The 20,626-nt window shown below is 63.9% G+C and carries 14 protein-coding genes; 5 read left to right on the forward strand and 9 right to left on the reverse strand.

Annotated elements, in window-relative coordinates; all coding sequences use genetic code 11:
* Window positions 1-156: 156 nt before the first annotated feature.
* Window positions 157-2,391, reverse strand: a complete 2,235-nt coding sequence (locus CO675_RS04980) for a CHASE2 domain-containing protein (RefSeq protein WP_097670951.1) — start codon at window positions 2,389-2,391, stop codon at window positions 157-159.
* A 93-nt stretch (window positions 2,392-2,484) separates the two neighbouring features.
* On the reverse strand, window positions 2,485-6,648 hold the full coding sequence (locus CO675_RS04985) for a VCBS domain-containing protein (RefSeq protein ID WP_097670952.1): 4,164 nt from the start codon (window positions 6,646-6,648) through the stop codon (window positions 2,485-2,487).
* 594 nt (window positions 6,649-7,242) lie between these two features.
* On the opposite strand from CO675_RS04985, the gene CO675_RS04990 reads away from it, so the two are divergent.
* Window positions 7,243-7,992, forward strand: coding sequence for a transglutaminase-like cysteine peptidase (locus CO675_RS04990; RefSeq protein WP_097670953.1), 750 nt, complete (start codon window positions 7,243-7,245; stop codon window positions 7,990-7,992).
* Window positions 7,993-8,152: 160 nt separating this feature from the next.
* Here CO675_RS04990 and CO675_RS04995 read toward each other — a convergent pair whose 3' ends face one another.
* From CO675_RS04995 to CO675_RS05020, 6 genes are all read right to left on the reverse strand, one after another.
* A complete protein-coding gene (locus CO675_RS04995; protein ID WP_097670954.1) occupies window positions 8,153-9,352 on the reverse strand; it encodes an ABC transporter substrate-binding protein in 1,200 nt (399 codons plus the stop codon).
* Between the two features lie 78 nt (window positions 9,353-9,430).
* Window positions 9,431-11,269, reverse strand: a complete 1,839-nt coding sequence (locus CO675_RS05000; RefSeq protein WP_097670955.1) for an AMP-dependent synthetase/ligase — start codon at window positions 11,267-11,269, stop codon at window positions 9,431-9,433.
* A 174-nt stretch (window positions 11,270-11,443) separates the two neighbouring features.
* Complete coding sequence (locus CO675_RS05005; protein ID WP_092119687.1) at window positions 11,444-12,223, reverse strand: ABC transporter ATP-binding protein; 780 nt, start codon at window positions 12,221-12,223, stop codon at window positions 11,444-11,446.
* A gap of 10 nt (window positions 12,224-12,233) precedes the next feature.
* A complete protein-coding gene (locus tag CO675_RS05010; RefSeq protein WP_050403853.1) occupies window positions 12,234-12,992 on the reverse strand; it encodes an ABC transporter ATP-binding protein in 759 nt (252 codons plus the stop codon).
* Window positions 12,989-14,140: a branched-chain amino acid ABC transporter permease gene (locus CO675_RS05015; RefSeq protein ID WP_097670956.1), complete on the reverse strand. Its 1,152-nt coding sequence runs from the start codon at window positions 14,138-14,140 to the stop codon at window positions 12,989-12,991. Before CO675_RS05015 ends, CO675_RS05010 begins: the two co-directional genes overlap by 4 nt.
* A 10-nt stretch (window positions 14,141-14,150) precedes the next feature.
* A complete protein-coding gene (locus tag CO675_RS05020) occupies window positions 14,151-15,026 on the reverse strand; it encodes a branched-chain amino acid ABC transporter permease (protein WP_097670957.1) in 876 nt (291 codons plus the stop codon).
* 293 nt (window positions 15,027-15,319) lie between these two features.
* Here CO675_RS05020 and CO675_RS05025 point away from each other — a divergent pair, with 293 nt between their 5' ends.
* Both CO675_RS05025 and CO675_RS05030 read left to right on the forward strand, forming a co-directional pair.
* A complete protein-coding gene (locus tag CO675_RS05025) occupies window positions 15,320-16,072 on the forward strand; it encodes an ABC transporter ATP-binding protein (protein ID WP_097670958.1) in 753 nt (250 codons plus the stop codon).
* Complete coding sequence (locus tag CO675_RS05030; protein WP_097670959.1) at window positions 16,069-17,589, forward strand: permease; 1,521 nt, start codon at window positions 16,069-16,071, stop codon at window positions 17,587-17,589. Before CO675_RS05025 ends, CO675_RS05030 begins: the two co-directional genes overlap by 4 nt.
* A gap of 8 nt (window positions 17,590-17,597) precedes the next feature.
* Here CO675_RS05030 and CO675_RS05035 read toward each other — a convergent pair whose 3' ends face one another.
* Complete coding sequence (locus CO675_RS05035) at window positions 17,598-18,536, reverse strand: alpha/beta fold hydrolase (protein WP_245452641.1); 939 nt, start codon at window positions 18,534-18,536, stop codon at window positions 17,598-17,600.
* A 174-nt stretch (window positions 18,537-18,710) separates the two neighbouring features.
* On the opposite strand from CO675_RS05035, the gene CO675_RS05040 reads away from it, so the two are divergent.
* Complete coding sequence (locus CO675_RS05040; RefSeq protein ID WP_097670960.1) at window positions 18,711-19,526, forward strand: MBL fold metallo-hydrolase; 816 nt, start codon at window positions 18,711-18,713, stop codon at window positions 19,524-19,526.
* A 44-nt stretch (window positions 19,527-19,570) separates the two neighbouring features.
* Window positions 19,571-20,620: an amidohydrolase family protein gene (locus CO675_RS05045; RefSeq protein WP_097670961.1), complete on the forward strand. Its 1,050-nt coding sequence runs from the start codon at window positions 19,571-19,573 to the stop codon at window positions 20,618-20,620.
* Window positions 20,621-20,626 lie beyond the last annotated feature (6 nt).

Here is a 20,626-nt window from a genome sequence, read left to right on the forward strand (position 1 = left end):
CGAAGGCCGGGACCCATAACCACGACTGGGTGTTGTTAGAAAGCCGTCTGGCCGCTTGCCTATTGCGCCGGCCGCGGCGTATGGGTCCCGGCCTTCGCCGGGACGACACGGGATGTGTGGCGTCTATCTCGGCGTCAGCCGGGACGACGACAAAACTTACTTCGTCGTCAACGCAAAGGCGCCGTCCCAATCGTCCGGCGGTGGCTCCTTCTGGAATGCGCGGATGCGCGCCTCGTAGAGGCGGTAGAGATATTGCAGCGTCTGCGCCTCGTCGGTCTTGCGGCCGCGCTCGATCGCCGCGAGCGCACCGTCCCAGTCGCGGCTGCGATAGCAGGCGAGCATCTCGATGGTCAGGTTGCGCAGCCGCTGGAAGCGGCCGGAACCAGCCACGTCCTCGCGGCCGGCGATCGCATAGATCACCTCGGGCTCCTTCTTGCCCTTCACCATGATGAAGTCGAGCTCGAGGATCGCGAACTTCTCCTTCACCGCGAGCGCGGTCTTCGATCCCACGATGATCGGGAAGCCGTACTCCTTGGACTGCCCCTCCAGCCGCGAGGCCAGATTGACGCTGTCGCCGAACACCGAATAGTCGAAGCGCACATCGGAGCCCATATTGCCGACCACGCAGGTGCCGGTGTTGAGACCGACCCCGATGTTGAGCGGCACATAAATGTGGCCACCCTCCTGAGCCTCCTGCTCGCGCGCACGGTTGAGGTCGTCGACGCGTTCCAGCATGTCGAGCGCGGCGTCGCAGGCGTTGAGCTGGTGCTGCTTGTCGTCCAGCGGCGCATTCCAGAACGCCATGATGGCGTCGCCCATGTATTTGTCGATCGTGCCCTTGCGCGCAAGGATCGCGTTGGAAAGCGGGGTGAGGAAACGGTTCATCAGCGCCGTGAGACCCTGCGGATCGCTCTTGTAGGTTTCCGAAATCGTGGTGAAGCCGCGCATGTCCGAGAACATGATGGTCATCTCGCGCTCTTCGCCGCCGAGCACGAGCCGCTCCGGCGCCTGAGCCAACTGCTCGACCAGCGCGGGTGACATATACTGCACGAATTGCGACCTGATCTGCCGGCGCTGCTGCTGTTCGCGCACGAAGGCGGAGAAGATCAGGGTGAGATAGATCGCCGTGGTCGACATCAGCGGGTAGGTGAAATCGATCAGGAGCCGGTGTTGCGAATAGAAATACCAGGAGGTGCCGGTCAGCACCGAGGCGAACATCCCGCCGACCACCACCAGCGTGATCGGACCGAACTTCGGCGCGAAGGCGATGACCAGGAGCCCCATGATCAGTGCCGCGAAGAACTCGATGCCGATGCCGTAGTTCGGTTGCGAAACCACGTCCCCGGTCAGCGCGCTCTCCAGCACCTGGGCATGAACCTCGACACCGGGCATCGCCGGCGTCACCGGCGTGGTCTTGATGTCGTTGAGCCCGACCGAGGATGTGCCGATCAGGATCAGCTTGCCTGCGATCCTGTCCGGCGGCACCCGCCCATCCAGCACGTCGACGGCTGAGACATAGATCGAAGGGTCACGGCGTGCGTAGTGGATCCAGAGCTGGCCATAGAGATCGGTCGGGATCGCAAAGCCCTTGATGCCGAGGCTCTGGATGCCGGCCTTGTCGGCCTTGATCAGGATGGTGCCCGAGCCGCCCGCCACCCTCAGCATTTCGAAGGTCAGCGACGGCATGGAGATGCCCTGCGCAACCATCATCATCGGCACCCGCCTGACGATGCCGTCGCGTTCCGGCCTGATCGTGAACAGGCCTCGCCCGGCCGCGGCCTCCTCGAGCACCGGCACGTTGCGCAGCAATCCCGGAAACTGGAACATGAAGCGCTGCGGCTCCTCGCCGAGCATCGCAAGCCCGGTGACCGGCAGCTTCTCGTTGAGGTCGGCGCGCACGTTGGGACCGCCGGACTCGCCGAGTACCACACGCGAGTTCTTGATGGCGTCGGCCAGGATGCTGTCGTTGCTCGGCAGTTGCCGCAGCCTGGCACGCATCTCCTCATCGAGGCTACTGAACGTATCGGCCGCGATATCGGGGTTGAGACGGTCGGGCTCGGAGAACACCGCGTCGAACGCGATCACCACGGCGCCAAGCCGTGTGAGGTTGATGACGATGTCGGCAAGCCGCGTCCGTGGCCACGGCCATTGCCCGAGCCGGGGGTCGGCGAGGCTCTTCTCGTCGATATCGACGATGGTGACCGGCCGCGCGGTCTTCTGGCGCGGTTGGATCACCTGGAACGTGTCAAACGTCCTGACGCGAAGCTCCTGCACCGGAGCCGGATCCGCGATCCGCAGCGCGGCAATGCCGATCAAGAGCGCCACGCAGGCCAGCCGCGCATAACCGAAGCGCCGCCCGAACCACCTTCGTATCGCCTTCAGCCGTCTCATACCGTCTGGATATCACGCGCGGAGGGTTGTTCCAATCGAGCAGACGTTGCGCAAAGCAGGATCCAACCGGCCTTCTCAGGAGGCCGACGCCGATCACGTATAGTGAATGATGAAGTCGCTCTGATGCAAACTCGCCTTCGAGACATTGTGCAACGTGATCGTGTCTGCACTGTCGATCGTGATCAGCGTATCCGCCGAATTCGTCGTCGACGTCGCCACATGCTGATCGAACCAGCTGCTGAAGGTGCTTGTCGAGACGACTGTGGACAGGTCGATCTGGTCCTGGCCGGGCGTAAAGTTCAGGATCGTGTCGTGATTGAAGTTCGGCGCAAACACGAACTTGTCCTGATAGCCCGATCCGAAAAACACGTCCTTGTCGCTGGTGCCCGTCAACGTCACCGGCTGAGACGGATTTTGCTGGACGTTGAAGATAAAATTGACCGTATCGCTCGCGCCATGGCCGTCGGTCACGGAGAGCGCGATCTTGTCGGTCGCCGGCGGCGTCTGGCCGGGATCGTAGACAAGGCCCGGCGACCCGAGCGCGGTGTTGATATCCGGGAGATGGCCGACCAACGCCGGCGGCGCGACGCTGCTGCCCGAACCGGGGTTGGTCGCGGCCGCCAGGGTGAAGTTCTCGTTGGCGCCGGCATCGACATCCGTGACGGTCAGGCCGGAGATCGTTTCGGTCCCATTGGGATTATTGGTGATGCTGATGTTGTCGGCATGGATCACCGGCGCGTCGTTGGCGCCGACGACATCGACCGTCAGCGTCGCAGTCCCGGTCGCGCCATGCGCATCGATGGTCTCGACGGTGAACGTGTCGGCATAATTCCCCTTGGCCAGCGCGTTGATCGCGGCGGCGTCGGGGACATAGCTGTAGGTGCCATCCGGGTTGACCGTGAGCGAGCCGTAGAGGCCCGCAATCGAGGAGTTGACCGCGACGTGGTCCGAATTGAGGGCGGCATAGGTCAGCGTCGCAGTCTCGCCGTCGTCCACGTCATGGCCGTGCAGCGCGCCGGTGAGCGGGCTGAACGTGTCGTTGGCAGCGGTATCGGTGAGCGTGCCGGCGTTGACGTCAGCCAGCGTCGGCGCATCATTGGCGCCGTTGATGGTGATGGTCACGGGCTGGGTGACGACGCCGCCATGATGGTCGTCGATCTGGATCGTGTAGGTCAGCGTCAGCGTCTCGCCGGCCGCGAGATAGTCGAAATTCTGGTCCGCGGCCGAGAAGATCCAGGCCTGCGATCCGTTCACATGACCGGTCGAATCCGTCAGCGTCCCCAGCGACAGCCAGTTCAGGATGGTGGACTGGTCCTCGGGCAGGCCCGCGGTCGCGCCGGATTCGGCCACGCCGGTGATGCTCACGGTGTGGGTGTCGCTGAGATCCACATCGGCGAAGGTCACGGTGCCCGATGCGCCGTCCGGTTTGGATGAACCGGTCGTGTCAGGCTGCTCGGCGATGGTGGCGGCCTGCGGCTCCGACGTGATGGTTGGCGCGTCGTTGCTGCCGTTAATCGTGATCGTCACCGGTTCGCTGATCACGCCACCATGATGATCGTCGATCTTGACCGTGTAGGTCAGCGTCAGCGTCTCGCCGGCGGCAAGATAATCGAAATTGTTGTCCGCGGCCGAGAAGGTCCAGGCCTGCGATCCGTTCACGTGGCCGGTCGAATCCGTCAGCGTCCCCAGCGACAGCCAGTTCAGGACCGTGGACTCGTCCTCAGGCAGGCCCGTGGTCGTGCCGGATTCCGCGACGCCGGTGATGGACACGGTATGGGTGTCGCTGAGATCGACGTCGGCAAACGCCACCACGCCTTGGGCCACGTCCGGCTTGGTCGAGCCGGTCTCCCCGATCGCCTCGGTGATCGAGGCAGTCGGCGGCGCCGATGTGAATGTCGGAACGTCGTTGGTGCCGGTGATGGTGATCGTGACCGGCTGGGTGACGACGCCGCCATGATGGTCGTCGACCTGGATCAGGTAGGTCAGCGTCAGCGTCTCACCGGCCGCCAGATAGTCGAAATTCTTGTCGGCGGCCGAGAACGTCCAGGCATTGGATCCGGTCACGCCGCCAGTCGTATCCTTCAGCGTGCCGAGCGACAGCCAGCTCAGGATCGTCGCCTCGTCGGGGAGCCCGGTGGTCACGCCGGTTTCGGTGACACCGGCCACGGTGACACTGTGGGTGTCGCTGAGATCGGCATCGGTGAAGGTCACGGTACCGGACGCGGTATCAGGATTCGCCGAACCGGTTACGCCCTCGGCCTCGGTGATGGCTGCTGCCTGGGTCGGCGAGGTGATCACCGGCGTGTCGTCGGTGCCAACGATCGTGATCGTGACGGGGACCGTGACGACGCCACCATGATGGTCGTCGATCTGGACCGAGTAGATCAGCGTCAGCGTCTCGCCGGCGGCGAGATAATCGAAGCTCTTGTCGGCGGCCGAGAACGTCCAGGAGCGTGATCCTGTCATGCCGTCGGTCGAATCGATCAGTGTGCCCAGCGACAGCCAGCTCAGCATGGTGGCCTGGTTGGGAATTCCGCCAGTGAAGCCGGTCGCGGTAACGCCGGTGATGGCGACCGTGTGCGTGTCGGTCAAATCCGCATCGGTAAACGTCACCGTGCCATGCACCGTATCGTGCACGGCGGAATTCGTCGTCCATGGCAGTTCGGTGATCGAACCCACCTGTGCCGCGGACGTCACGACCGGCGTGTCGTTGGTGCCGGTGATCGTGATGGCGATGGTCTTGAATGCGGTCTCGTTGCTCAGCGCGTAGTTGTTATCGACGCGCACCATATAGGTGAGCGTCAGCGTTTCGCCGGCGGCGAGGAAGTCGAAGGCGCCGTCGGCAAGGCTGTAGGTCCAGGTTGCCGAGCCGATGTTGCTGTTCAGCGGATAGGGGTCGAGCAGCACCGGGATCTCGACGGCCTTGATGGCCGCCTGTTCCGCCGCCGTCAGCGACGAGGTGACGTCGTGGCCGCCGGCGTCGTGGTAGCTGAAGGCGCTGAAGCTGATCGTTGCGGTCGGCTTGTCGCCGAGATTGACGTCCACCCAGGTGATCTGGCCGGACACCGTGTCGGGCAGCGCGCTATGGGTCTGCCCGGCCTGTTCGGTGAACGCCCCATCCTGTGTCACGACATGCGGCGCCCCGGCGATATGGTCGGTCCTGGGGGCAGCGGCCTGCGATCCGGGATTGTTGGTCAAACCGAGCAGAAAGTTGATCGGCACGAAGGCGTCACCGGTCGCGAGCTTCAGGCCGATCGTGACCGGGACGACGCTGTCCGTGAAATTCGTCGTGAGCTTGGTGTTGGGATTCGAATTGTCGGTGAACTTCAGCGCGAAGACGTCGGAGATCAACTTCTGCGCATCGGTCGACAGTTGCGCCGACGAGACAAAGCTGACGCTGCCCTGGCCGTTGACGATGGTCTGGGTGCCGGCCTGATCGACGGTCGCGATCGGATTGAGCGTCGTCTTGTCGAACAGAATGTAGGAGCCGGTGGTGCCGTCGGGCTCGACCAGCACCTGGAATTTGGCCGGCGGCACGCCACCCGTGGCCTGGACGTCGAAATCGATCTCGACCAGCACCGCGGTGCCGCGGATGCCCATGGTCGCGACCGGCGTATCGACCTTCATGTCACCATGCTTGGCGGTCGCGCCGGCAACGAACGAGATCGTGCCCGAGACGAGGCTCATCAGCGACGAATTGCTCGACCCGTTCGGGTCGTAGATCATCTCGTTCAGCACCATCTTGGCGTTCGGTCCGAGACCGAACACCGTGCCGTCGATGAAGGTGATGCCGAGCGTCGAGTCGCTGCCGGACTGAACCACGTCACCCTTGTTGACGTTGTCGCCCTGGTTCAGGACGATCGAGACGCCGTTGCGGATTGCGGTGGCGTTGCCCGCCAGCTTGGTGACATGGCCGATGACCTTGGCCGGCTCGGCCGCGCCGCCGGCCTGCGCATATTGGGTGTGGCCGGTAAGCGCGTTGACGAGATCGCCGGTGAGATGCGCGCCTTCAGGCGAGGCCAGCGCCGCGCGTTTCTCGCCCTTGAAGTAGTCGTGCAGGACGAGTTCCCGGTCGTCCTTCGAGATGACGAGATCGAGCCCCGTCCGCTTGAAGTCGCCGGTGAACAGCAATTGCCCGTCATCGACAGTGATCGCACCGGGCGGAGCGTGCGTCGAAACGTTGTCGACATGCACCGATCCACGGGCATAAGCGTCCGTGTTCGGCAAATAGCCGTCGAATTTCTCGACAAAGTTCACTGCGGATCACCGCACGATGGTTAATATTGGTAGAATATCCGAATGATTACGCCTGCATATCATCGGATAAAGCTTCGCGAAACCATCCTGTGCTTTCGCAAGGTGCTCTGATTGCGCGGTTTGAGTGGGTGTGACTTGGCTCACGCTCTCATGAGTCGTGTAGTTCCGACCCAACCAACGGTACCATGAGATAGGATTCGAGCCAAGATGGGTACTGAGCCACGTATTCGTGGTATTAACTTGCATTTCTCTACTTGCCTTTATTTCCCCGCGGCCCCGAGAGGGCACTTGACCCCAATTTTCCGGCCAAAGCTGTGAATTGGCTTACAAATCACAGCTATCCCGTGCGCGGACCGGCCGGGTTAACCAGAAGGCAAGGATGAGGCGTTTCGCGGTGGAAAAAGGTTCGCCGGTTCGTTTCACAAACCGGTAAAGTTTTCGGGACCCGGACCACCCGCCCTTTAGGCTCCGGCCCGGATTCCCCACATCTTAAGTCGATTCGAAGGGATCGTTGGCCATGCTCTCGGCATGAAACGATCCGGTCGCGTGCGCGGTGCAGTATCCACCCGTCGATGAGCGGACAGGGGGTGTCACATGGGTAACTCGCTTCGCTCGTTTGCGCTGCGCGCCGTCATGCTGGGCTTTGGCCTGGCCGTGGCCGCACCGATTGCCGAGCTCAACGCCGCCTCGGTGCTTTCGCCCGGCCCGGCGACACTGCTCAGAAAATCGACCGAGCCGTTCGGCCTCGCGACCAGCCTGCTTGCCGGCGGCGGCCTGCGCGACAAATGGCTCGGCGTGCAACGTCAGCTTGCCGACGAATTGGTGCAGCTCGCAGCCTGCGAGAGCAACCGCGCGGGGTGTGCGTCGCCGGAGGCACTGCGTTTCCTGGCGATCGTCGATGCCGGTCGCGCGCGCACCGGCCGCGCCCGTCTCGGCGAGATCAACCGCGCGATCAATCTGGCGATCCGCCCGGGCAGCGATCTCGCGACGTATGGCGAGCCCGACGTCTGGGCCACGCCGCTCGCCACCTTCGCCCGCGGCAGCGGCGATTGCGAGGACTATGCGATCGCGAAATTCGTGGCGCTCGGCAAGGCCGGCGTCTCGCCGGAAGACTTACGCATCGTCGTGATGCATGACCTGCTCGGCGGCGAAGACCATGCCGTGGTCGCGGCGCGGCTCGACGGCCACTGGTTGACGCTCGACAACCGCCGCATGGCGATGATCGAGGATGCCGACATCAGGCGTTTTCGGCCGACCTTCGTGATCGACCAGAACGGCGTCAACCGTTATGTCGATGCGCCGCTCGTCACCGAGGTGTCGTGGCGGCCGGCAGCGGTGAATTAAGACCGCCAGACATAGTTTCCGTCATTGCGAGCGAAGCGAAGCAATCCATCCTTCCGCGAAAAGGTGGATTGCTTCGTCGCGGAGCCTGTCATCGGGCGGGCGTTCGTGCGACCCGTTGGCTCCTCGCAATGACGCCTGGATCGAGAGGAGCGCCTGCCCCTCAGAACATCAGATTGTCCTTCACAAGCACCCAGCGGCCGCCCTTGACCTGCTGCACCTGGGTGATGGTGTTGGCGAGATGATCGGTCTTGGAGAACTTGGTCGGCGGCGAGCTGAAGATGTCGAGGAACTTGTCGCCTGACTCCAGCGCGTCCAGCATCTTCTGGCCGGTGAGATCCTTGCCCGCCTTCTGCGCGTAGAAGGCGAAGGTCATCACCGCGTTGTAGCCGATGATCGCCTGCGTGTTGGCTTCGCTGTTGAACATCTTCTTGTAGTTGACCAGCCAGTCCTTCACCTTGCCCTTGGCCGTGTCCTCATAGGGAATCTCGAAGCCCGACGCTGCGTAGAGGCCTTCGACGGCTTCCTTGCCGAGCGCCGGCACTTCGAGCACGTTGGTCGGCGTGGCGCCGAGGAAAGTCACGTCCCAGCCGAGCTTCTTCGCCTCATTCATCGCCCCGATGGTCTCGCGGATCACGGTGCCGAGCACGACGAGATCGCAGCCGTCGGACTTCATCTTGGCGACCTGCGCCGAGAAGTCGGAGGCGCCGCGCTTGTAGCTCGTGACCGAGGCCGGCTGCACCTTCATCGCGGCGAGCTGCTGGGTGAAGCCGTCGAGCACGTTCTTACCGTACTCGTCGTCCTGGTGCATGATGCAGGGCTTCTTGAAGTTCTTCCACTCCATCATGTATTTGATCGCGGCGCGCGTGCTCTCGACATAGGGCAAGAGGTTGTTGAACTTCAGCCGCTCCTGCGGCTTGGCTGGATCGAACTTGAAGGTGAATTCGGCGGCGGTCAGCGGGAACAGCTGCAGCACGCCGGCGTCGAACAGGATGTCCTGCGCGGCGAGCACGGTCGGTGAGCCCATCGGGCCGATCATCGCGAAGACCTTGTCGCGCTCGACCATTTTCTGCGAGGCCAGCACGGCCTTCTTCGGGTCGTAACCATTGTCTTCCAGGATCATCTTGATCTTGCGGCCGTTGATGCCGCCGCTGGCGTTGATTTCCTCAACTGCCATCTTCATGCCGTTGGACACCGGAACGCCCCAGACCTTGATCGGGCCGGACAAATCCTGATGCGTTCCGATCACGATCTCGGTCGGCGAGATGCCTTCATTGGTGACCTTGGTCTGGGCTGCGGCCGGCAGACAGGTCAGCGCCAGCGCGCTCACCGCAAGGCCCAGCGCCTTCAGCGATTTCGACATTGCAGTCTCCTCCTTACATGGCCCATGTTGAGCGAAGGGTCGGGCCTGCTCGCTCCTTCGCCAATTCCTTGTCGCGGGCTATGCCACCGCCCGCGCGCCATACATGGCGTCGATCTCGGCCGCGTAGCGCTTGTTCACAAAACTGCGCTTCAGCTTCATGGTCGGCGTCAGCTCCTCGTCCTCGGGCGTGAGCTGACGCTCGATCAGGTAGAATCTCTTGATGGTCTCGACGCGCGCGAACTTGGCGTTGACAGCCTCGACCTCGCGCTGGATCAGGTCCTGGACCTCGCGGGCGCGGCACAGGCTCGCATAATTGGTAAAGGGGATGTCCTGGTCCTGGGCGTATTTCTCGACGTTCTCCTGATCGATCATGATCAGGCAGGTGAGATACGGCCGCTTGTCGCCGATCACGACCGCATCGGAGACGTAGGGCGAGAATTTCAGCTGGTTCTCGATCTCGGACGGCGTGATGTTCTTGCCGCCGGAGGTGATGATGATGTCCTTCATCCGGTCGGTGATCTTCACATAGCCCTCATTGTCGATGGCGCCGACGTCGCCGGTGTGCAGCCAGCCTTTCGCGTCGATCGTCTCGGCGGTCTTCTCCGGCTGGTTGAGATAGCCCATGAACAGGAAGTCGCCCTTGATCAGGATCTCGCCCTTCGGGCAGATCATCACCTCGCCCCAGGGTGCGGCCTTGCCGACCGAGCCGAGCTTGATGCGATCCGCCGGCATCATGGTCGCGACACCGCAATTCTCGGTCTGGCCGTAGACCTCGCGCATGTCGATGCCGAGCGCGAGATACCAGCGGATCAGATCCGGCGAGATCGGCGCCGCGCCGGTCAGTGCGATCCGGCAACGATCGAGCCCGAGCATGCGGCGGATGTTGCGGAACACCAGCCAGTAGGCGGCGCGGTTGGCAAGCCGCAGCGACAACGGCGGCGTTTCGCCCTCCAGCCGGCACTCGGTCATCCGGTTGCCGATCGCAAGCGCGCGGGCGTACATCCAGTTCTGGAACGGGGTCGCATCCTTCAGCGCGATGGTGATGCCGGAATAGAATTTCTCCCAGATCCGGGGCACCGCGAGGAATGCAGTCGGCTGAACCTCGCGCAGATTATCGGGCACCGTCTCCGGACTCTCGGCGAAATTCATCACCGAACCCAGCGCCAGCGAGATGTAATAGCCGCCGACCCGCTCGGCGACATGGCAGAGCGGCAGGAACACCAACCGTTCCTCGCTGTCGGTCGAGGGATAGAGATCGTTGGCGTGACGCATCTGGTGCGTGACGCTGCGGTTGGAGTGCATTGCGCCCTTGGGCGGGCCCGTGGTGCCCGACGTATAGACCAGGATCGCGAGATCGGAGGCTGTGCGGCTGCCGGTCATTTCATCCCACAAGGCATCATTGCCCTGCGCATGATTGCGGCCGAGCGCCGTGAACTCGGCGAGCGACAGCACCATCGGATCGGAGAAGCCGGAGAGGCCCTCCATGTCGAACACGACGATCTTTTCCAGCGTCGGACAGCGCGACCGGCAGGTCAGCACCTTGTCGAGCTGCTCCTCGTCCTCGACGAACATCACCCGCGTCTGGGAATCATTGACCAGGTATTCAACCTGCGCCGCCGAATCGGTCGGATAGATGCCGGAGGACACGCCGCCGGCGCACAGGATGCCCATGTCGGCATAAACCCATTCCGGCACCGCGTTGGCGATGATCGAGGCGACGTCGCCGGGGCGGAAGCCGGTCGCATGCAGACCGAAGGCGATGTCTTTTGATATCTGAAGCCATTCGCGCCAGCTGGTCGGCTGCCAGATGCCGAACTTCTTCTCGCGGATCGCGGGCCTGTCGCCACGCGTTTGCACCGCGAGCAGAAAGCTCCTCGCGATCGTGTCGGCAACCGTCAGCACCGCCGGTCCTGCCATGCGCGCTCCCTCCTCTGCCGCTTGCCTCCCGCGCCGGGTCGAATGCCGGTCTTGTTCGCGAAGCAGGCCTGAAATCTAGCTCCAACTCGCTTTCAGCGCCAAACCTTCCTCGGCCAACTTTAGTCGACGCCAACCCTCGTCGGTGCCGGCCTTACCTCTCAACGCCGGTCGACCTCAACGCCACGTCTTCTTCTTTTTCCAGCGCCGCTCACCCCGCGCGCCGGCTTCCTTGGCGCCGAGGTAGAACTCCTGGATATCGGGCGAATTCAACAGCCGCTCGCAGGTGTCGTTCATGACGACGCGGCCGATCTCCAGCACATAGCCGTAATGCGCCGTCTCCAGCGCGATCTTGGCATTCTGCTCGACCAGCAGGATCGACATGCCCTGCTCCTCATTGACGCGGCGGATGATGGTGAAGATCTCCTTCACCAGGATCGGCGACAGCCCGAGCGACGGCTCGTCCAGCAGCAGCAAGGTCGGCCGGTTCATCAGCGCCCGCCCGATCGCAAGCATCTGCTGCTCGCCGCCCGAAAGCTGCCCGGCCGGCTGGCCTAGCCGCTCCTTCAGCCGTGGAAAGTAGCCGTAGACGCGCTCGAGGTCCTGCGCCACACCGTCGCGGTCCTTGCGCAGATAGGCGCCCATCATCAGGTTCTCGCGCACCGACAGGAACGGAAACACCTCGCGTCCTTCCGGCACATGGCTGAGGCCGAGCCGCACGATCCGGTCGGCCTCCATGCGCTGGATCGGCTTGCCGAGGAATTCGATCGAGCCCTTCTGCGGATCGAGGATGCCGGAGATCGTCTTCAGGACCGTGGTCTTGCCGGCGCCGTTGGCGCCGAGCAACGTCACGATCTGCCCGCGCGGCACTTCGAGGCTGATGCCGCGGATCGCCATGATCGGCCCGTAATAGCTCTCGATGTTGGAGAGTTTCAGGATAATGTCGGCTGCGCTCATGGCATCATCCTCATGCGCCGAGATACGCTGCGACGACGTCGGGATGATGCTGCACCTCGGACGGCGAGCCCATCGCCAGCACCCGGCCGTAGTTCAGCGCGATCACGCGGTCGGAGACCCGGTTGACCAGCGTCATATCGTGCTCGACCATCAGCACCGTGATGCCGAGCTCGCTCTTCATGTCGCGGATCCAGAACGACATGTCGTCAGTCTCCTCGACGTTGAGGCCGGACGACGGCTCGTCGAGCAGGATCAGCTTCGGCTCCGAGCACAGCGCCCGCGCCAGCTCGATCACCTTGCGCACGCCATAGGGCAGCCCCGAAATCAGCTTGTCGCGGTACGGCTCGAGATCGAGGAATTCGATCACCTGCTCGACCCGGCGGCGATGCGCCTTCTCGCCGGCGCGGACGCTCGGCAGGAACAAGAGCTCCTGCCAGAGCTGGGTGGTGGAATGGCGGTGGCGGCCGACCAGCAGGTTGCTCAGCACGGTCGCATTCTCGAACAGCTCGATGTTCTGGAAGGTGCGCGCGATGCCGAGTTTGGCGATGTCGTAGGCCGGCTGCTGGGTGATGTCCTGATCCTCGAAGAAGATCTTGCCCGAGGTCGGCGGATAGATCCGCGAGATCAGGTTGAAGATCGAGCTCTTGCCGGCGCCGTTCGGCCCGATGATCGAGAGGATCTCGCCCTTCTCGACCGCGAAGCTGACGGCGTCGACCGCCTTGAGGCCGCCGAAATGCAGGGACAGGTTCTCGGCGCGGAAATAGCTCATCGGTTCCGCTCCGATTTCACGTAGATTTTCTGCCGCTTGAAGGTCGCGCGCTTGTAGAGCGGGAACAGCTGGAAGAAGAGCTTGATCTTGAGCCAGCGGCCATAGAGCCCCAAGGGTTCGAAGAGTACGAACACCACGATGATGATGCCGTAGATCGCGCCCTTCAGCCCATTGGCGGAGGCAATCGCCGCGACTGCATCCTGGATGTGGTCTGCGCGTTCCGTACCGGCGCCGAGCGTGGCGGCGACGCCGGCGATCACGCCGGGCATGTCGTCCTTCAGGTAGGTCAGGAACGGATCGATCATGACCAGGAAGATCGCGCCGAGCACCGCGCCATGCAGGCTGAAGGTGCCGCCGATCAGGATCACGATGATGAACTCGATCGAGAGCTGCAGCGTGAACATCTCGGGCGAGATGAAGGAGAGCTTGTGGGCGAACAGCACGCCAGCAAAGCCGGTGATACCAGCCGAGATCGCGAACGACTTCACCTTGTAGAGCGCGACGTTGATCCCCATGCTGCGCGCCGCGGTCTCGCTGTCGCGGATCGCGACGAAGGCGCGCCCGGTCGGCGAGCGCAGCAGGTTGAGCGTGCCGACGATGGTCAGCACCAGCACCGCGAGACACAGATAGTAGAAGGTCGGGCCGTCGCGCGACACCGTGGCGCCGAGCAGCTGGATGGTCTTGACCCGCATGCCCTCATTGCCGTGGGTCACGCTTTCCCAACGCGCCAGGATTTCCTCGACGATGAAGGCAAACGAGATCGTCGCGATCACCAGATAGATGCCCTGCAGCCGCAGCGCCGGAAATCCGACCAGTGCGCCGACCACGCCGGTCAACAGCCCCGCGGCGAGGAAATACACCGGAAACGGCACGTTGAACTGCTGCAGATAGGCCGCGGTATAGGCGCCGATCGCCAGAAACGCGGCATGGCCGAGCGAGGCCTGGCCGGTGAAGCCGGTCAGGATCAGCAGCCCGACGCCGACCGTCGCGTAGATGCAGACGAAGACGACCTGGCTCATCAGATAGCTTGAGAGCACGTAAGGCGCGATCAGCAGCACCGCCAGCAGCAGGCCGTAGGAATAGATGTAGCCGGAATGCGGGAACAGCCTGATGTCGTCTTCATAGTCGGTCTTGAAGAGAAACCGCATGCGTTGCTCCTCAAACCTTCTTGCGGACGTGAAGGCCGAACAGGCCCTCGGGCTTGAGCAGCAGTACCGCGAGCAGCACGATGTAGGGCGCGACGTCCTTCCATCCCTGCGGCAGGTAGAAGCCGGCCATGCTCTCGATCACGCCGATCAGGACGCCGCCGACCACCGCGCCCGGGATCGAGCCGAAGCCGCCGAGCACCGCGGCCGGAAACGCCTTCAGCCCCAGCACCAGCCCGACATTGGAATGGATGAAGGTGATCGGCGCCAGCAGCACGCCGGCGCAGGTCGCCACCGCCGCCGAGATCGCCCAGACGATCGAGACCACGCGCTTGACCGGGATGCCCATGTAATAGGCAGCCAGCATGTTCTCGGAGCTGGCGCGCATCGCGGTGCCGAGCGTGGTGCGGTTGAAGAACAGATAGAGCAGTGCGCACAGGATGATGGTCGCCGCGATCACCGACAATTTGTCATAGGCGAGCACCAGGCTGCCGATCCTCAGGACCCCTTGGCTGAACGGCGTCTCGATCTTGAAGTCGTCGGTGCCCCAGATCATGCCGGCGATCGAGCGCAGGAAATAGCCGAGCCCGATCGTCGCCATGATGATGGAGAACTGCGGATAGCCGAGGATCGGCCGCACCACCAGCCGCTCGGCCAGCATGCCGAACAGCGCCATGCAGATCACCGCGCCGGCGAAGCCGACCCAGTAATTCAGTCCGAGCATGCCGATGAAGGTGAAGGCGAAAAAGCCGCCCAGCATCATCAAATCGCCTTGCGCGAAATTGACGACCTCGGTTGCCTTGTAGACCAGCACGAAGCCGAGCGCGATCAGGCCGTAAACGCAGCCGAGCGCGATGCCGCTGACGAGCTGCTGAACAAAGTCCAGCATCGTTCCCTCCCCGATGCCCGGCGATTCTTATCCGATCGCTCGTTGCATCCCGCCTTCACGCCCTTGTGTCGGAAGCGCTGAAAGCCGCTTATGTCCGATCGGGATTGAGCCAAAAGGCCCGTTCCCTGTCAACAAACCGCTGATCCGGCTGTATCATCACATTTGCGGAGATATGCCGCAGCACGGACTAATACGGATATCGCGGTCGATTTACCCCGTGCGATTCACTGCACCGAAACGGTTTTTGTCCATCTTGCGCAACCGACGAGCGAACTCCCGGATCGCCACACACCATGACTTCGGAACTGTCCGCACTCGCCGTGCGAGGGTTAACCAAGCGTTTTGACCGCCCGGCGGTCGACGCGCTCGATCTCACCGTCCGTGTCGGTGAATTCTATGCGCTGCTTGGGCCGAACGGCGCCGGCAAGACCACGACACTGCGCATGGTGGCAGGACTGCTGCGGCCCGACGCCGGCTCGGTGTCGATCCTCGGCATCGATGCGCTGGCCGACCCGGTCTCAGCCAAGCAGATCATGGCCTGGGTGTCCGACGAGCCGATGATCTACGACAAGCTGACGCCGCTGGAATATCTCGAATTCGTCGCCGGCCTGTGGGGCATCGATCCCCGCACGTCGGAGAAGTCGGCGCGCAATCTCCTGGTGTCGCTCGGGCTGGAGCCGCATCTCAACGAGCGCTGCGAAGGCTTCTCCAAGGGCATGCGCCAGAAGGTGGCTCTTGCAGGCGCGCTGGTGCACGATCCTCGCCTGATCATTCTCGATGAACCGCTGACCGGCCTCGACGCGCTGTCGGCGCGTCACGTCAAGGGGCTGCTGCAGGAGCGCGTCCGGGCCGGCTGCACCGTGATCATGACCACTCACATTCTCGAGGTCGCGGAGCGCATGGCCGATCGTATCGGTGTGATCGCGGCCGGCAGGCTGATTGCCGAGGGCACGCTGGCCGAGCTGCGCGAGCAGAACGGCCGCAACGACACCACCCTCGAGGACATGTTCATCGCGCTGGTCGATACCGAGGCGGCCGCCGCGTGAACTCGACCGCCCATCTCACCTGGTTCGCCCGCCACGAATTCCGCCTGGCCTGGCGCGAATGGCTGGCGATGATGACCGGCGGCCGGCGCCGGCGCAATCGCGCCGTCATCGGCCTGCTGATCTTCGCGGCGATCCTGCATCTGCCGGCCTATGCCGTGGTCGCCCGTTATGTCGACCTGCGGTTTCCGCTCGATCCGTCCTCGCTGCTCGTGCTGACCGCGACGATCTTCCTGTCCTGGGCGCTGATGCTGTCGCAGGCGATCGAGTCGGTGACGCGCGTGTTCTACGCCCGCGCCGATCTCGATTTGATCATGTCGTCGCCGGCGAAGCTCACCAACATCTTCTCGATCCGGATCGCCGCGATCGCGCTGACGGTGAGCAGCATGGCGCTCTTGCTGTCGACGCCGTTCATCGACGTGCTGGTGTATCTCGGCGGTGCACGCTGGCTTGCCGGCTTCGGCGTCGTCCTTGCGATCGGGCTGTCGGCGGCAGCCGCGGCGATCGCCGTCACCGCGTTGCTGTTTCGCCTGATCGGGCCGGGCCGAACCCGGCTGGTGGCACAGATCGTCTCCGCCGTCATCGGCGCCGGCTTCGTCATCGCGCTACAGGTCGTCGCCGTGCTGTCCTACGGCACGCTGTCGCGCTTTGCCTTTCTGACCTCGGAGACCGCTGCGCGCATCGCCCCGGCCCCTGACAGCCTCGTCTGGTGGCCGGCCCGCGCATCGCTCGGCGATCTCGAAATCATGCTGCTGCTGCTCGCCATAGCGTTCGTGCTGCTCGGCGTCGTGATGGCGGTGTTCGCGCCGCGGTTTGCCGACACGGTCGCACGCGTCGCCGCCAATCCGGCTGCGGTCACGCAGGGACGGGCCCGCGCGTTCCGGAGCGGCTCGCGGCAGCAGGCGCTGCGGCGCAAGGAATTCCTGCTGCTGCGCCGCGATCCATGGCTGCTGTCGCAGAGCCTGATGCAGATGCTCTATCTGCTGCCGCCGGCGCTGATGTTGTGGCGCAGCTTCTCCGGCACGTCGACCGCAATCGTGCTGATCACGCCTGTCATCGTGATGGCCGCAGGCCAGCTCGCCGGCGGACTGGCGTGGCTGACCATCTCGGGCGAAGACGCGCCCGATCTGGTGGCGACCGCGCCGCTGCCGCCGTCGCGCGTGACCCGCGCCAAGGTCGAGGTTGTGCTGCTCGCGATCGCCACGGTTTTCGCGCCCCTGGTGGCCGCGCTGGCGTTCGCCTCGCCCGGTCAGGCCGTGGTGACGGCGATCGCGATCACCATCGCGACCGCATCCGCCGCCGCGGTCCAGCTTTGGTTCCGCGCGCAGGCCAAGCGCAGCCAATTCCGCCGCCGCCAGACCTCCTCCCGCATCGCCACCTTCGCGGAAGCCTTCTCCTCGATCGGCTGGGCCGCAACTGCCGCACTGGTCCTGACGATCCCGACGGCCGCGCTCGTCAGCGGCCTTCTGACGCTGCTGACGCTCGCGATCGCCTGGAAGATCAGCCCGCGGCGTGGGTAAGAACCACGCTAACCCTTCACCAGCTCCATCACCGCCGCGGCGAACGCCTCCGGCGCTTCCTGCGGCAGATTGTGCCCGGCGCCCGGGACCACACGATAGGCCCGGCGCGCCGTGTACTTGGCCGCGCTGGCGCTGCCATCGCCGGCAGCCGTAACCCCGTCATCGGCACCGTCGAGCGTGACGGTGGGGACACTAATCACCGGCAGCGCGTCCAGCCGCCGCTGCACCTCCGCATATCGCGGATCTCCAGCGACAACGCCGTAGCGATGCCGGTAGCTGTGGATCACGACGTCGACATAATCAGGATTGTCGAATGCAACCGCGGTGCGCTCGAAGCAGGCGTCGTCGAACGCCCAACTCGGCGACCATTGCGACCACAGTAGCTTCGCGATGCCGGCCCGGTTGGCGGCGAGCCCGGCGCGCCCGCGCTCGAGCTGGAAGTAATACTGATACCAGAGCGGCACCTCGCGCTCCGGCCGCGCCGGCACCATCGCATGCGCGATGTCCTGGATCATGTAGCCATTGGTGCAGACCAGCCCGATGCATCGTTCCGGCCACAGCGCCGCACCGATCGAGGCGGCGCGGCCGCCCCAGTCGTAGCCGGCGAACACCGCGCGCTTGATGCCGAGCGCATCCATCAGCGCCAGCAAGTCGGCCCCGACCGCCGCCTGCTCGCCCGAGCGCGGCGTCGCCTTGTCACGGAACACCGTCTGGCCATAACCACGCAGATAGGGCACGATGATCCGGCAACCCTGCGCCGCCAGCAGTGGGGCGACATCCACATAGGAATGGATGTCGTAGGGGAAGCCGTGCATCAGCATCACGGCGGGCCCATCGGAGGGGCCGGCCTCGTAATAGGCGATGTTGAGCACGCCCGCGTCGACATGGCGCAACGGCTCGAGCCGTTTGGTGGATGATGCGCGCGGCGCGGAGGTAGTGTCGGTCACGCGGAACTCCCTGATCGCTGTGGTCTACGCGGCATGGTAGCGCATCCCCACGCAACAATCGCCCGGATCGTATTGCAGCCAACGCCATGGAGCGATGCGCCCGCCTCATCATGACGGCACGCAGATTGCGCGATAGTCTGACGCCGACGGGTAACGCCACGGACGGAACAGCTCATGCTGAGATTGCTTGCCGCACTCGCCTTGCTGGGATCATTGACCACTCACGCCTTCGCGCAGGACGCCCAGCGCAGCGAGTGCCTCGCGATGGCCAATGCACCGCCGCGCGCCATCCCGGTGAACTACCGGCGCGTCGCGGCCAAAGCGGATGAGGTCGCAATCACCTATGCCGGCCATTCCACCTACTACGTCGACACGCCCGGCGGCATCCGGATCGCGACCGACTACAACGGCGTCTATCAGACCGGACGGCTGCCTGACGTCGCGACCATGAACCGGGCGCACGCGACGCATTACACGCTGTTTCCCGATCCGAAAATTTCCCATGTGCTGCACGGCTGGGGCGAGAACGGCCAGGCCGCGCACTATGCGATGCGGATCGGCGACGTCTATATCCGCAACGTCACCACCGACATCCGCCGCTATTGGGGCGAAGACTCCGGCGGCGAGATGATCAAGGACGGCAACTCGATCTTCATCTTCGAGGTCGCCGGCCTCTGCATCGGCCATCTCGGCCACCTCCACGTCAAGCTCGACGACAGCCATTTCGCGGCGATCGGTCGGCTCGACATCGTGATGGTGCCGATCGACGGCACCTATACAATGTCGCTCGATGGCATCTCCGAGATCACCAAGCGGTTGCGCTCAGCCGTCGTGCTGCCGATGCACCGCTTCGCCACCCCGCTCGACGAGTTCATGCGCCTGATCGGCCAGCAATTCGAGATCGACCGCCGTGGCGGCGAGCGCACCTTGCGGATTTCACGCGACACGCTGCCGGCGACGCCGACGGTGATCATCCTCGACGGGGTGTGACGTCTCTTTTCAAAAAGAAGCAAAACCAAACGGGAGTGAAATCGATGGCCAGCACTCTGCCCGCCTCTGCGAGCGGGCTCTATGCCAATCCGCGCGAAGACTGGCTCGCTCAGTACACCGAGGAGATCATCGATCCCAACAGGCCGATCGTCGATCCGCACCATCATCTCTGGGACCGCGGAGGCTTGCGCTACCTGATCGAGGAGATGCGCGACGACATCGCCTCCGGCCACAACATCGTGGCGACCGTCTATGTCGACTGCCGGTCGATGTACCGCGCCGACGGGCCGGAGGCGTTCCGCCCGGTCGGCGAAGTCGAATTCGCCAACGGCGTCGCCGCGATGGCGGCGAGCGGCGGCTATGGCAAGGCCGCGATCTGCGCCGGCATCGTCAGCCACGTTAACCTTCTGATCGGCGACCAGGCCAAGGCGGTGCTGGAGGCGGAGATATCGGCCGGCAACGGCCGGTTCCGCGGCATCCGCCACTCCTCGGCCTGGGATGAGGATCCCAACGTCGCCCACATGTATGCCAACCGCCCGAAGGGCATCCTGCTAGATTCCACCTTTCGTAGGGGGTTCGCCTGCCTGGCGCCGCTCGGCCTCAGTTTCGATGCCTGGCTGTTCCACCCGCAGATCGGCGAGCTGACCGACCTCGCCCGCGCCTTTCCCGACACAAGGATCGTGCTCGACCATTGCGGCGGCCCGGTCGGCACCGGCCGCTTCGCCGGCAAGCGCGAGGAGACCTTTCCGGTCTGGAAGGCGTCGATCCAGGAGATCGCCAAATGCCCCAACGTCGTGGTCAAGCTCGGCGGGCTCGCGATGTGCCTGCTCGGCTACGACTTCCACCTCCGCCCCCGGCCGCCGTCGTCGGAGGAACTCGCCGCCGCCTGGCGGCCCTATGTGGAGACCTGCATCGAGGCGTTCGGCCCGAGCCGTTGCATGTTCGAGAGCAACTTCCCACCTGATAAGGGACAGTGCAGCTATCAGGTGATCTTCAACACCTTTAAACGGCTTGCATCACAATATAGCGAAGCCGAAAAGACGGCGTTGTTCTTGCAGACGGCAAAGGATGTCTATCGGCTCGATATCGGGTAGACTTGC

The sequence above is a fragment of the Bradyrhizobium sp. C9 genome (genome assembly GCF_002532045.1).
GTDB lineage: Bacteria > Pseudomonadota > Alphaproteobacteria > Rhizobiales > Xanthobacteraceae > Bradyrhizobium.

Bases quoted from the DNA above. Each gene is read 5' to 3' on its own strand.
- CO675_RS04980 (WP_097670951.1), bottom strand. From the start codon at position 2,391: ATGAGACGGCTGAAGGCGATACGAAGGTGGTTCGGGCGGCGCTTCGGT.
- CO675_RS04990 (WP_097670953.1), top strand. From the start codon at position 7,243: ATGGGTAACTCGCTTCGCTCGTTTGCGCTGCGCGCCGTCATGCTGGGC.
- CO675_RS04995 (WP_097670954.1), bottom strand. From the start codon at position 9,352: ATGTCGAAATCGCTGAAGGCGCTGGGCCTTGCGGTGAGCGCGCTGGCG.
- CO675_RS05000 (WP_097670955.1), bottom strand. From the start codon at position 11,269: ATGGCAGGACCGGCGGTGCTGACGGTTGCCGACACGATCGCGAGGAGC.
- CO675_RS05005 (WP_092119687.1), bottom strand. From the start codon at position 12,223: ATGAGCGCAGCCGACATTATCCTGAAACTCTCCAACATCGAGAGCTAT.
- CO675_RS05010 (WP_050403853.1), bottom strand. From the start codon at position 12,992: ATGAGCTATTTCCGCGCCGAGAACCTGTCCCTGCATTTCGGCGGCCTC.
- CO675_RS05015 (WP_097670956.1), bottom strand. From the start codon at position 14,140: ATGCGGTTTCTCTTCAAGACCGACTATGAAGACGACATCAGGCTGTTC.
- CO675_RS05020 (WP_097670957.1), bottom strand. From the start codon at position 15,026: ATGCTGGACTTTGTTCAGCAGCTCGTCAGCGGCATCGCGCTCGGCTGC.
- CO675_RS05025 (WP_097670958.1), top strand. From the start codon at position 15,320: ATGACTTCGGAACTGTCCGCACTCGCCGTGCGAGGGTTAACCAAGCGT.
- CO675_RS05040 (WP_097670960.1), top strand. From the start codon at position 18,711: ATGCTGAGATTGCTTGCCGCACTCGCCTTGCTGGGATCATTGACCACT.
- CO675_RS05045 (WP_097670961.1), top strand. From the start codon at position 19,571: ATGGCCAGCACTCTGCCCGCCTCTGCGAGCGGGCTCTATGCCAATCCG.